At 67.7% G+C, this 12,811-nt stretch carries 11 protein-coding genes; 5 read left to right on the forward strand and 6 right to left on the reverse strand.

Features of this window, described 5'->3' with window-relative positions; translation table 11 throughout:
- Positions 1-8: 8 nt before the first annotated feature.
- Positions 9-560 (forward strand): response regulator transcription factor, encoded by a 552-nt coding sequence (locus AC1RCS_RS19505; protein ID WP_218293943.1) that lies wholly within the window; start codon positions 9-11, stop codon positions 558-560.
- 27 nt (positions 561-587) lie between these two features.
- Here the strand turns inward: AC1RCS_RS19505 and AC1RCS_RS19510 are convergent, their stop codons facing one another.
- On the reverse strand, positions 588-1,382 hold the full coding sequence (locus tag AC1RCS_RS19510) for a sulfite exporter TauE/SafE family protein (protein WP_492245592.1): 795 nt from the start codon (positions 1,380-1,382) through the stop codon (positions 588-590).
- A gap of 194 nt (positions 1,383-1,576) precedes the next feature.
- On the opposite strand from AC1RCS_RS19510, the gene AC1RCS_RS19515 reads away from it, so the two are divergent.
- On the forward strand, positions 1,577-2,467 hold the full coding sequence (locus AC1RCS_RS19515) for a LysR family transcriptional regulator (protein ID WP_492245591.1): 891 nt from the start codon (positions 1,577-1,579) through the stop codon (positions 2,465-2,467).
- Positions 2,468-2,592: 125 nt separating this feature from the next.
- On the opposite strand, the gene AC1RCS_RS19520 is transcribed toward AC1RCS_RS19515, so the two are convergent.
- From AC1RCS_RS19520 to AC1RCS_RS19540, 5 genes are all read right to left on the reverse strand, one after another.
- Complete coding sequence (locus AC1RCS_RS19520; RefSeq protein ID WP_492245590.1) at positions 2,593-5,184, reverse strand: ankyrin repeat domain-containing protein; 2,592 nt, start codon at positions 5,182-5,184, stop codon at positions 2,593-2,595.
- Between the two features lie 191 nt (positions 5,185-5,375).
- Positions 5,376-7,961 carry a bifunctional aconitate hydratase 2/2-methylisocitrate dehydratase gene (gene acnB / locus AC1RCS_RS19525; RefSeq protein WP_492245589.1) on the reverse strand — a complete coding sequence of 862 codons (2,586 nt, stop codon included), beginning with the start codon at positions 7,959-7,961 and terminating at the stop codon, positions 5,376-5,378.
- Positions 7,962-8,086: 125 nt separating this feature from the next.
- Positions 8,087-8,701 (reverse strand): hypothetical protein, encoded by a 615-nt coding sequence (locus AC1RCS_RS19530; protein ID WP_218293938.1) that lies wholly within the window; start codon positions 8,699-8,701, stop codon positions 8,087-8,089.
- A 32-nt stretch (positions 8,702-8,733) separates the two neighbouring features.
- The gene (locus AC1RCS_RS19535; RefSeq protein ID WP_492245588.1) at positions 8,734-9,801 is read right to left on the reverse strand and encodes an HpcH/HpaI aldolase/citrate lyase family protein; all 1,068 of its coding nucleotides are present in this window, start codon (positions 9,799-9,801) and stop codon (positions 8,734-8,736) included.
- A gap of 13 nt (positions 9,802-9,814) precedes the next feature.
- On the reverse strand, positions 9,815-10,801 hold the full coding sequence (locus AC1RCS_RS19540) for a malate dehydrogenase (protein WP_218293937.1): 987 nt from the start codon (positions 10,799-10,801) through the stop codon (positions 9,815-9,817).
- A gap of 214 nt (positions 10,802-11,015) precedes the next feature.
- Between AC1RCS_RS19540 and AC1RCS_RS19545 the strand changes: the two genes are divergently transcribed.
- From AC1RCS_RS19545 to sdhD, 3 genes are all read left to right on the forward strand, one after another.
- Positions 11,016-11,804: a GntR family transcriptional regulator gene (locus AC1RCS_RS19545; protein WP_218293936.1), complete on the forward strand. Its 789-nt coding sequence runs from the start codon at positions 11,016-11,018 to the stop codon at positions 11,802-11,804.
- 134 nt (positions 11,805-11,938) lie between these two features.
- Positions 11,939-12,373 carry a succinate dehydrogenase, cytochrome b556 subunit gene (sdhC, locus tag AC1RCS_RS19550; RefSeq protein WP_218293935.1) on the forward strand — a complete coding sequence of 145 codons (435 nt, stop codon included), beginning with the start codon at positions 11,939-11,941 and terminating at the stop codon, positions 12,371-12,373.
- 65 nt (positions 12,374-12,438) lie between these two features.
- Entirely contained in the window at positions 12,439-12,804 is a 366-nt protein-coding gene (gene sdhD, locus AC1RCS_RS19555; protein WP_124515511.1) for a succinate dehydrogenase, hydrophobic membrane anchor protein, read from the forward strand.
- The last annotated feature ends 7 nt before the right edge of the window (positions 12,805-12,811 follow it).

Below are 12,811 nucleotides of genomic sequence, written 5' to 3' on the forward strand. Positions count from 1 at the left end.
CGCGCATCATGGATACCGACACAGAAAAAGAAGAACGCCTGTTGCTGATCGTGGAAGACGACGAGGCCTTTGCCCGCACGCTGGCGCGCTCGTTCGAGCGGCGCGGCTACCGCGTGCTGCAGGCCACGGGCCTTCCCGAGGTCGAAACCCTGCTCGCACAGCACACGCCCGGCTATGCGGTGGTGGACCTCAAGCTCAAGGGCGAAGCCTCGGGCCTGGTCTGCGTGCAGAAGCTGCATGCGGCCAGCGAGGCCATGCTCATCGTGGTGCTCACAGGCTTTGCCAGCATCGCCACGGCGGTGGAGGCCGTGAAGCTGGGCGCATGCCACTACCTCGCCAAGCCGTCCAATACCGACGACATCGAGGCCGCCTTCGGGCTCAAGGCGGGCAACACCGACGTGGAGCTGACGAACCGGTCCAGCTCCATCAAGACCCTGGAATGGGAGCGCATCAACGAAGTGCTGGCCGAAACCGGCTTCAATCTCTCGGAAGCGGCAAGGCGCCTGGGCATGCACCGCCGCACCCTCACCCGCAAGCTGGAGAAAAAGCAGGTCCGGTAACGGGCGGGGAGGCGAGGAAACAGCGCCCTAGCGCGACGCAAAACCATGCCATGCCAGCACGTCCACCACCATGGCCACGCCCAGGGCCAGCAGGCCCAGCATGAGGCTGCGCCGAAACCACACGGGTGACATCCGGGCCCGCAGCCGCTGCCCACACGCCATGCCCGCCAGCGCAGGCAGCAGCATCACGACCGACAGTCCCACGGTCGCCATGGAATAGCTCGCGTTGAATGCCAGGCCGACGGCCAGCGCGAGTGTGGAAACCGTGAAACTCAGCCCCATGGCCTGCACCAGCGCATCGCGCTGCAGGCCCAGCGCCTGCAGATAGGGCACGGCGGGCACCACGAAAACACCCGTGGCGGCGGCGATGGCACCGGTCGCGAACCCCACCAGGGGCCCCTGCCAGCCCTGGGCCGGCAGGGGCAGCACGCGCCGCGTCCCCGTCAAGCCCCAGGCGCCGTACAGCGCGAGGGCCAGCCCCAGCGCCAAGCGCGACCCAGGGCCCGCGGGCGCCCCCAGCCACCAGGCGCACAGCCAGGTGCCCAGGCAGATTCCGAATTGCATGCCGCCCAGGCGCCGCACCAGCGGCCACACGGCGGGCCAGGGGCGCATCTGCCAGACATTGGTGACCAGCGAAGGCACCACCAGCAACGCCGCTGCCTGGGCCGGCGGCACCAGCATGGCCAAGAGGGCCATCGCCACCGTGGGCAGGCCCAGCCCCACCACGCCCTTGACCGTGCCGGCCAGCCAGAAAATGGCGGCCGCCCCCGCCAGCCAGCCCGGCGCAATGCCGTGGCCCCACAGCTCGGCAACCCCGTTCATGAGCGCCCCGCCCCGGGGGGCGGCTGATTCATCACAAGTTCCATCGGTATCCCCTGGTCCGAAACCCACCCGCCGCATGTCCAGCAACGCAGTGCCAAAGGCCATTGTTTCGGATGGCCCCGCCCCTGGAAATGCGGAAGCCGCGTAGCCCGCCTCAGGCGCGGCCGAAGCCTGCCATGTGGTACGTTTGCCCCATGCGCTTTGACCTCACCGACCTGCGTCTCTTCGTGCACGTGCACGAAGCAGGCACCATCACGGGGGGCGCAGAACGCAGCCACATGGCGCTGGCCTCGGCCAGCGAGCGCATACGCGGCATGGAAGACGCGCTGGGCGTGCCCCTGCTGCTGCGCGAACAACGCGGCGTGCGGCCCACGCCCGCGGGCCACACGCTGCTGCACCACGCGCGGCTGGTGCTGCAGCAGATGGAGCTGCTGCGCGGCGACCTGGGCGAATATGGCGCGGGCCTGGCGGGCCATGTGCGCGTGCTGTGCAACAGCTCGGCGCTGAGCGAGTACCTGCCGCGGGCCATGGCAGGCTTTCTGGCGCGGCACCCGCGCATTTCGGTGGACGTGGAGGAGCGCTCCAGCCAGGAGGTGGCCGATGCGGTGCGCGCCGGGCTGTGCGACATGGGCCTGGTGTCCGACGCGGTGGACCTCGAAGGCCTGTCCACGCGGGTGCTGCGGCCCGACCCGCTGGTGCTGGTGGTGCCTCAGGGGCACGCACTGGCCGCGCAACGCAGCGTGGCGCTGGCCGACGTCGCGCACCTGGACTTCGTTGGCCTGGCCGAGGGCAGCGCGCTGCAGGCCCTGGTGGTGCGCCAGGCACAGCGCCAGGGGCGGCGGCTGCGCTACCGCGTGCGGCTGCGCCAGTTCGAGGCGGTGTGCCAGCTCGTGGGGCTGGGCGTGGGCGTGGGCATCATTCCCCGCGCGGCAGCCGCACGCCACAGCCGGGCGCAGCACGTGAAGGCCGTGCGCCTGACCGATGCCTGGGCGGACCGGCAACTGGTGCTGTGCCTGCGCGAGCTCGACGAATTGCCGCAGCATGCGCAGCAGCTGGTGCAGCATTTGCTGCCGGCGCTGGGCTGAAAAGCCTTGGAGCGGCGGCCGACGAAACCCTTCTCGCGCCGCTGCTGCGCCCTGCCGTGCGCCTCGCACCGCCCGCAGTGCGGCGCCCTGGCCGGAACCGCTTCACGGAGCGCGGCCAGCCGCGCCTAGCGCACACGCCCCATCAGCCACCGCTCGGCCTCGGCCTGTTGCTTGAAGCGTGCCCAGTCCAGCGCGGTCTTGCCGTGGGCGTCCGTGCGCGCAAGGTCGATGCCACGGTCGGCGAACCATTGCAGCGCCTCCACGCGGCCCCGGCCTGCGGCCAGCATCGCGGGGGTCTCGCCCCGGCTGGCGGGCGCGGGTTCGTCGAGCGGCTGGCCTTGCGCATCCAGCCATTCGAGGCATGGGATGCAGCCGCCCTGCGCGGCCATGTGCACGGGCCCCCAGTCCCAGCGGTTGCGGGCCGAGAGGCTGGCACCTGCCTGCACCAGGCGCCGTGCCGCCGCCAGATGGCCGCCGTAGAAGGCACGCAGCAGGGCTGTGTCGCCCCGCTCGCTGTCCTTGCGCGTCTGGCGCAGGTCGGGCTGGGCACCCGCGCCCAGCAGCGCCTCGATGTGCTCGAGCTGGCCACGGTGGGCCGCCAGCATGAGCACCGAGGAACCATTGGGCGCGAGAAGGTCGGGATTCGCCCCGGCGGACAGCGCGTCCCGCAGCGCAGGGGCGTCGCCGGCATTCTGTGCATCGAGCAAGCGACCCTCCGCGAGGGAATACGGCACGGCCGGCGCGGTTGCAGCCGAAGCGGAAGCCTCGGCCCCCACAACGCGGCCCACGGTGCGACCAGCCTGGGGCCCCACGATCCACCAGCCCAGCAGGGCCAGCACCAGCAGTGCCCCCCAGGCCGGGCGGGAATGCTGCGCCCGCGCGGGCCGCTGCATGCCGGCGGCGAAACGGCCCCGCCGGTGCGCCCACGCCTGGCCCAGCGATTGCCCCAGGACCGTGGCCGCCGCCTCGCCTGCCAGGCCCGGGGTCAGGCGCACCAGCGCACCGCCCGCACCGCGCGCGTACACCGCGTGGTAGCGGTGCTCGCTGCCGCCGCTGCCCGTGGAGTGCAGCAGCTTGTGCACCAGGGTGCGGCTGGCAGCGCCCGACACCGTGTCGGCGCGCGACCAGAGCCAGGAGTGGCGGCGCGCGGTGATGCCGCCGTCCTGCACGGTCAGGGTCCAGTGGCGAGTGGCCGCATGCAGGGCAAAGGCGGCCAAGGCCATCCACGCGCCGGCGGCAAAGAACCCACGGGGCAGCATCAGCCCCTGCGGGCCCAGCCGGCCGTGGATGGCCGACTCCAGCATCAGGGCGGCCAGCACCAGGCCCGCGGCCCAGCGCCAGCCGCCCTGGGCGAATTCGTAGCGCCAGGCCTGCGGGGTTTCCCGCAGCGTGACCGAAGCGGGCAGAGGCCGGGAGCCTTCTTCTTCCTCTTCCTGCTCGCCCAGGGGCACGATGGGAACCTCCTGCTGCCAGGCGGCACGCCGGTCAAAACGATCCGGCAGTTCGTCCCCACCGAAGGTGCGGGGTGCGGCCTGCACGGGAAGGTCGTAAGTCAGCTCGACGGCGCCGTCCGGGTTGTGCAGCAGTTCCACGCGCCAGTCCACGCGCTCTCCCGAGCGCTGGCTGCCGTGCGGGGGCGCATCGGGCGGTACCTCGAAGCGTGCCACCAGCCGCAACCCGCCATCGGACGTGTGCTGCATGCGCGCGGCTTCGGTGAACGACTCCACGCACCGCTCGGGCGAACCGGAGCTCGACTCGTCCACCCGGTACTGGGCCAGGCGCAGTTGCAGGCTGTGCCCCTGCTGGTAGGCGGCGGCGCGCCCGGGGAGCAGCAGGGTCACTTCGAGCGGATGCCCTGCACGCGGTGCTGACGGCAGCAGGACAAGGGCCGCGCCCGCATAGCGCCAGGCCATGTGGGTCTGTCGCACCGCAAGGGCCAGCAGGGCCATTCCGACCAGCACGAACAGGCCGATGAAGGCCTTGGCGAACCAGGGCGACTGCGGGTCGGTCCACAACATGCCGGCCATGGGAAAGGAAATGCCACACCAGAAAAAGGTGAAGAACCAGACGGCGCCCAGCGGGCTGCCGGCAGAGCCCTTGGGCAAGGGGATGGCAGAAACCTCGGCCTGCGGCCCCGGGCGGCCACCGCCTTGCCCCTGCGGCTCCCTGGACGTGCCCAGTCCTGGCAGGGTGGCCAGGAAGACCCAGGCCGCGCCCAGCCCCACCGCAGTGAACACCAGGGCAAAGGGCAGGCGGAACATCAGCAGGGCCCAGCGGATGGAGGGGTCGATGAGGCAACGCGAGGGTTCGCGCGGGTCGACCATGATGGTGATGCGCGCGCCGCGGGCCTGGGCGCCTTGCAGCTGCGCGTGCCAGCGCTGGTGCCAGTCGCCGATGTTGTCGGCCGTCTCCGTGGGGTCGAGCCCGACGCGGGAGCCTTCGTATGGCCGCCCCGCGAATTCATAGCGGTAGCGGGCCCGCACCTGCCAGGTGGTGCCGTCGCCGTCGCTGTGGCGCGCGAGGTCGGCCGCGAGCACCTGGGCCTGCACGGGCTGCCAGCCGCGCACCGCCCACGCTGCCCGCAGGGTCAGGGCCAGCGGCTTGAGCCCGACGAAGTAACCACCCAGGCCAAAGCCCAGGGCGAAGGCGGCGCTGAGCAGCAGCACCGCCAGGCGCGCGCCGAACGTGCCGGCCTTGCCGGTTGTCCCTCTTGCCATGGATGTACCTCCATTTCTTTTGTTGTTGTTATGCGGCAAGCATGCGACTCCATCGTGACATTTGCATGACAAAAAATGTCTGGACCATGGCCACGGCGTGGCAAGCGCGTGGCGCGGCGCACCCGCAACGCCATGAAAAAAGCGGCCCGCAGGCCGCTTTTTGCAGTGGATCACTCCCCGGAGGGAAACAATCAGGCGGCCACGCCGTCTGCCACTTCCTTGAACTCGGCGATCTTGTCGAAGTTCAGGTATTGGTAGATCTTGTCGCCGTTCTGGTTGATGACACCGATGTCGGCCAGGTACTCTTCCTTGGAAGGAATGCGGCCCAGCTTGGAGCAGATGGCCGAGAGTTCGGCCGAGCCCAGGTAGACGTTGGTGTTCTTGCCCAGGCGGTTGGGGAAGTTGCGGGTGCTGGTGGACATCACGGTGGCGCCTTCCTTCACCTGGGCCTGGTTGCCCATGCACAGCGAGCAGCCAGGCATTTCCATGCGGGCGCCGGCCGCGCCGAACACGCCGTAGTGGCCTTCTTCGGTGAGCTGGTGCGCGTCCATCTTCGTGGGCGGTGCCATCCACAGCTTGACGGGGATGTCCTTCTTGCCTTCGAGCAGCTTGGAGGCCGCGCGGAAGTGGCCGATGTTGGTCATGCACGAGCCGATGAACACTTCGTCGATCGCGGCGCCGGCCACGTCCGACAGCGTCTTGGCGTCGTCGGGGTCGTTGGGGCAGCAGACGATGGGTTCGGTGATCTCGGCCAGGTCGATCTCGATCACGGCGGCGTAGTCGGCGTTGTCATCGGGTTCGAGCAACTGGGGATTGGCCAGCCAGGCTTCCATGGCCTTGATGCGGCGGCCGATGGTGCGTGCGTCGGCATAGCCCTGGGCGATCATGTTCTTGAGCAGCACAATGTTCGAGTTGATGTACTCGATCACGGGTTCCTTGTTCAGGCGCACCGTGCAGCCGGCGGCCGAGCGCTCGGCCGATGCGTCGGACAGCTCGAACGCCTGCTCGACCTTCATGTCCGGCAGACCTTCGATTTCCAGGATGCGGCCCGAGAAGATGTTCTTCTTGCCCTGCTTGGCCACGGTCAGCAGGCCGGCCTTGATGGCGTACAGGGGGATCGCATGCACCAGGTCGCGCAGCGTGACGCCGGGCTGCATCTTGCCCTTGAAGCGCACCAGCACCGATTCAGGCATATCGAGGGGCATCACGCCCGTGGCGGCAGCGAACGCCACCAGGCCAGAGCCGGCGGGGAAGCTGATGCCGATGGGGAAGCGCGTGTGCGAGTCGCCGCCGGTGCCCACGGTGTCGGGCAGCAGCATGCGGTTGAGCCAGCTGTGGATGATGCCGTCGCCGGGCTTGAGCGAGATGCCGCCGCGCGTGCTGATGAAGTCGGGCAGCTCGTGGTGCATCTTCACGTCCACGGGCTTGGGGTAAGCGGCCGTGTGGCAGAAGGACTGCATCACCAGGTCGGAGCTGAAGCCCAGGCAGGCCAGGTCCTTCAGTTCGTCGCGGGTCATGGGGCCGGTGGTGTCCTGCGAGCCGACCGAGGTCATGCGCGGTTCGCAGTACGTGCCGGGCACCACGCCCAGGCCTTCGGGCAGGCCGCAGGCGCGGCCGACCATCTTCTGCGCCAGCGTGAAGCCCTTGCCGGTGGCGGCAGGCACCTGGGGCAGGCGGAACAGGGTGGAAGGCGCCAGGCCCAGGGCCTCGCGGGCCTTGGCCGTGAGGCCGCGGCCGATGATCAACGGAATGCGGCCACCGGCGCGCACTTCGTCGAACAGCACTTCGCTCTTGACGGTGAACTCGGCGATGACCTGGCCGTCCTTCAATGCCTTGCCGGCATAGGGCAGCAGCTCGATCTCGTCGCCCATGTTCATCTGGCTCACATCGAGCTCGATGGGCAGTGCGCCAGCATCTTCCATGGTGTTGTAGAAGATGGGAGCGATCTTGCTGCCCAGGCACACGCCGCCGAAGCGCTTGTTGGGCACGAACGGGATGTCTTCGCCCGTGAACCACAGCACGCTGTTGGTGGCCGACTTGCGGCTGGAGCCGGTGCCGACCACGTCGCCCACGTAGGCCACCAGGTTGCCACGGGCGCGCAGGTCTTCGATGAACTTGATGGGGCCGCGCTTGCCGTCTTCTTCTGGCGTGATGCCGTCGCGCTTGTTCTTGAGCATGGCCAGGGCATGCAGCGGAATGTCGGGGCGGCTCCAGGCGTCGGGCGCGGGCGACAGGTCGTCGGTGTTGGTTTCGCCGGTGACCTTGAGCACGGTGAGCTTGATGCTCTGGGGCACTTCGGGGCGGCTGGTGAACCACTCGGCGTCGGCCCAGCTTTGCAGCACGGACTTGGCGAAGGCGTTGCCCTTGTCGGCCTTTTCCTTCACGTCATGGAACTGGTCGAACATCAAGAGCGTCTTCTTGAGCGCTTCGGCGGCGACGGAGGCCACGGCCGCGTCGTCCAGCAGGTCGATCAGGGGGGTGAGGTTGTAGCCGCCCAGCATGGTGCCCAGGAGCTGCGTGGCGCGCTCGCGGCCGATCAGCGTGCACACCTCGTTACCGTGGGCCACGGCGGCCAGGTAGCTGGCCTTGACCTTGGCGGCGTCGTCCACACCGGCAGGCACGCGGTGCGTGATCAGGTCCACCAGCGTGGCTTCTTCGCCAGCGGGCGGGTTCTTGAGCAGCTCGATCAGCTCGCCGGTCTGCTTGGCGGTCAGCGGCAAGGGCGGGATGCCCAGCGCGGCGCGTTCGGCCACATGGTCACGGTAGGCTTTCAACATCATTTTTCTCCGGTTGCGTTCTAAAGTGGGGCGGCGCGCGGTGCAGGCGGCTCCCATGGCCGCCACGCCTGCACGCGCAATCGTGTTCGTCGTTCGTTCTTTGCAAAGGCCTGCCAGGCCCGCGCTTATTTCAGGGGTTCCAGCACGCTCACGGGCGGGTTCTTCTTGATGGCCTCGGCCACCACCAGCTGCTGCGGGCTCATGCACTCATCGGCCAGGCGCTGGCCGAGCTTCTGGTTCATGAGCATGGACTTGTTGGCGATCTGCAGCCAGACCGCGCCGCCCTTCTGGTCTTCCAGGCGCACCGTGCCGGTGGTCGTGGCCACGGGCGACATGAAGTACTTGAAGCCCTTGCCTTCCACATGGAAGTGCCCTGGCGTGGCCGGGTCGGCCGTCACCGTGACGAATGCGCCCAGCTCGCAGGGAATGCGGCCCACGTGCACGCGGTCGGCGATGGCCAGCTCCTCGGGGGAAAGGGCCGCCTCTGCGGCGATGATGCCGGTGGCCACCTGGTTGGTGGCGCTCTTGAGCTGCGTGCGGCTGCTGGTCGCCTCGCTCTTGGCCACGGTGGCCTTCTTGGCGGGGGCCTTGTCCGCCGTCTTGGCGGTTTTCGCTTCGGACTTGGCGGCCGGCTTCGCGGCGGCCTTGGTCCCGGGCTTGGCCTCGGGCTTGGCCGGCGTTTGCGCCATCACGAAGGCTGGGGCCAGCAGCATGAGGGCGGAGGCGATGAAGGATTTCATGGAAGGTCCTGCGGGGAAGCAGTCAGGAATGTTCACGACGGAACGGAGGCCGGGGCGTCAAACCAATGGCGCACGGCGGGAGGAAGCGCACGCCCGGTGCGGTGGGCGCGCTCAAGGACTTGCCAGTAAAAACGGTAGCTGGCACGGTCATGCAAGGTATCGTCAAAACTGATTGGAGCCCAGTCGGAATCTGCGGCAGTAGCTATTATTTTTGCAGCAATTTCGATGTCATCCTGCTGCGGCGCAAATGCCTGCAGGATGGGACGTATCTGCGCCGGGTGGATGCTCCACATCCGGGTGTAGCCCAGCTCCCGCGCCGCCCGGCTGGCTGCGCCCTGCATGGCCGTGGTATCGGTGAATTCGGTCACCACGCAGTGCGACGGCACCTTGCCGTGCGCGTGGCAGGCCGCGGCAATCTCCAGCTTGGCGCGCACGACAAGCGGGTGCGAGAACTGCCCCGAGGAGGTCATGCCTGCCGCGGGGATCGCCCCTCCATGGGCGGACACAAAGTCCATGAGCCCGAAGCTCAGACTCTGCACGCGCGGGTGGGCGGCAATCTCGAAGGCGCGATGGACCGCGGCGGGCGACTCGATCAGGACATGGATGGGCACCTGGGCAGCGGATGCCTGCTCCAGCGCCCGTTCCACCCGCAGGACATCGTCCACGGACTCCACCTTGGGCACCATGATGTGGCAGAGCCTGTGGCCCGCCGTGCCCGCAATCGTGGCGACATCGTTGGCGAATGCCGGGTGGTCCACCGCATGAACCCGGGCCGCCACGCGCGCCCCGTCCGCAGCGCCCAGGGCGAGGCTGGCGACCAGGCGGGCATGTTCGGCCTCCAGGCCGATCGGAGCGCCGTCCTCGCAATCGAGGGTCACGTCGAAGACGCAGGTGCCGAACTCCCGGGCCAGGTCGGCCTGCAGTTGCAGGCTCTTGCGCATGCGCGCTTCCACGCCGCTGTAGTGGTCGCAGACCGGCAGGAAGCCGGTCTGCGCCTGGGCGCCCAGCAACACATCGCGCGGATGGGGCAGCGCAGCGCCCTGCCCCTGCGCGGGGACGGAGGCGGCCCGAAGGCCCGATGCCTGTGGCGTCGGCTGCATGGTGGGCCCTGGTTTACAGCAGGTGCTTCACGCCGTCCTGCTCGCCTTGCAGTTCGGCCAGGGTCTTGTCGATGCGTTCTTGCGAGAAGGCGTCGATCTCCAGGCCTTCAACGATCTTGTACTCGCCATTTTCGCAGGTGACGGGGAAGCCGAACATGGTGTCCTTGGGGATGCCGTACTGGCCGTCCGAGGGGATGCCCATGGTGACCCACTTGCCGTTGGTGCCCAGGGCCCAGTCGCGCATGTGGTCGATGGCGGCGTTGGCGGCCGAGGCAGCCGACGACAGGCCGCGCGCTTCGATGATGGCGGCGCCGCGCTTGCCCACGGTGGGCAGGAAGGTGTTGGCGTTCCATTCCTGGTCGTTGATCATCTTGGCGACGCTTTCGCCGTTGATGGTGGCGAAACGGTAGTCGGCGTACATCGTGGGCGAGTGGTTGCCCCAGACGGTCAGCTTCTCGATGTCGGCCACGGCCTTGCCCGTCTTGGCGGCGATCTGGCTGGCGGCGCGGTTGTGGTCCAGGCGCAGCATGGCGGTGAAGTTCTTGCGCGGCAGGTCAGGTGCCGATTTCATGGCGATGTAGGCGTTGGTGTTGGCGGGGTTGCCGACGACCAGCACCTTCACGTTGCGCGAGGCCACGGCGTTCAAGGCCTTGCCCTGGGCCGTGAAGATGGCGCCGTTGACGGCCAGCAGCTCGGCACGCTCCATGCCGGGGCCGCGAGGGCGCGAACCCACCAGCAGGGCGTAGTCGGCGTCCTTGAAGGCGGTCATGGGGTCGCTGTGGGCGGTCATTTCCACCAGCAGCGGGAATGCGCAGTCGTCCAGTTCCATCATCACGCCCTTGAGCGCCTTCTGGGGACCTTCGACAGGGACTTCGAGCAATTGCAGGATGACCGGCTGGTCCTTGCCCAGCATTTCGCCGGAGGCGATACGGAACAGCAGTGCGTAACCGATTTGACCAGCGGCACCGGTGACGGCTACGCGAACAGGCTTCTTGCTCATGGTGAAAACTCCAGGGAAGTGAGGAAAACAGGTGTGTGTGCAACGCAAGCACCAGCGCCTGTTACCAGCAGCCCGTGCCCCGCAAAACAGCCTTGGAGTGTACCGCCGATTGGGCACCCCGGTCAATTTGTCTTATGTCTTATATAAGATATGATTGAAGGCTGGAACAAGCTCGCACACCCCCCGTGCGCAGCGCGCCATTTTTCTGATCGCCATGTCCTCGCTTCCGCTCAACGCCGACACCCCTGCACAGCCTTCGGCGGGCGCAGGCTCTGCCACGCCCGCGTTCAGCCCCCTGTACCAGCAGATCAAGGGTCTCATCCTGCAAAGCCTTCAGCAGGGTGAATGGAAGCCCGGCGAGTCCATCCCGAGCGAGATGGACCTGGCCGCGCGCTTTCGGGTCAGCCAGGGCACGGTGCGCAAGGCCATCGACGAGCTGGCGGCCGAAAACCTCGTGATGCGCCGCCAGGGCAAGGGCACTTTCGTGGCCACCCATGCCGAGCAGCATGTGCAATACCGCTTCCTCAAGCTCATGCCCGACACGGGCGATGCCCGCGTGGAAGGCCGCGCCCAGCGCCAGGTGGTGGACTGCCGGCGCGTGCGCGCCAGCGCGGACGTGGCGCGGGCGCTGGCCCTGCGCAGCGCCGACCCGGTGATCCAGGCCCGCCGGATCCTGTCGTTTGCGGGCGTCCCCACCATCCTGGAGGACATCTGGCTGCCGGGCCAGGCTTTCAAAGGGCTGACGACTGACCAGCTCGCCAGCTACCAGGGGCCCACCTACGCGATGTTCGAGCTCGACTTTGGCGTGCGCATGGTGCGCGCCGAGGAGAAAATACGCGCCGTGCTGCCCGACGCCGACCAGGCGGCCATGCTGCAGATCCCGCAGGCCACGCCGCTGCTGAGCGTGGAGCGCATCGCCTACACCTACAACGACGTTCCCATGGAGTTACGGCGGGGCCTCTACCTCACCGACACCCACCACTACCGTAACGAACTGAGCTGACACCACCCTGGCACCTGAGCGGAAACGTCGAACATTCCACCTGCGACAAACCCATGCTTGTTGCGTTGCAATAGAATTTTGCGTTCTTTGCATCTTCAAATTACAAAGCAGTTACATCCACGAAAGCACACAACATGACAGAACTCGCCAAGAAACGGCCTGAATTCCGCAACATCAATGCCTTCAAGGACCTGACCACCTACCGCATGACGCCTGCAGCGTGGGTTTCGATCCTGCACCGCGGCAGCGGGCTGATCATGTTCCTGCTGCTGCCTTTCATCATCTGGATGTTCGACACCTCGGTGTCGTCCGAAATCTCGTTCGCCAAATTCACTTCGGCGTTCAGCATCGGCATCGGCTTCGTGCCCGGCTGGTTCATCAAGCTGGTGGCGCTGGCGCTGATCTGGTCGTACCTGCACCACTTCACCGCCGGCCTGCGCCACCTGTGGATGGATGTGAGCCACAGCGCGGTGAACAAGGAATTCGGCAAGACCTCGGCCCTGACCGTGCTCGCGATCAGCATCGCCCTGGCCCTGGTGCTGGGCGCCAAGCTCTTCGGCCTGTACTGATCGATCAACCCATGAAACGGTGGCTGCTGCCAGGCAGTGCCCGCCGAAAACGATAGGAAATCTCCATGTCCGTCAATTACGGTTCCAAGCGCGTCGTCGTCGGCGCCCACTATGGCCTGCGCGACTGGCTCAGCCAGCGCGTCACGGCGGTCCTGATGGCCCTGTTCACCCTGGCCCTGCTGGCCCAGGTCATCTTCTCCAAGGGCCCCATCGGCTACGACAAGTGGGCCGGCATCTTCTCGGCCCAGTGGATGAAGGTGCTGACCTTCTCCGTGATCATTGCGCTGGCCTGGCACGCCTGGATCGGCCTGCGTGAAGTCCTGATGGACTACATCAAGCCCGTGGGCCTGCGCCTGGCGCTGCAGGTGTTCAGCATCGTCTGGCTGGTCGGCTGTGCTGGCTGGGGTATCCAGGTTCTGTGGCGTCTCTGAATCCCCC

It is taken from the genome of Acidovorax sp. GW823-FHT01C06, from assembly GCF_058798375.1.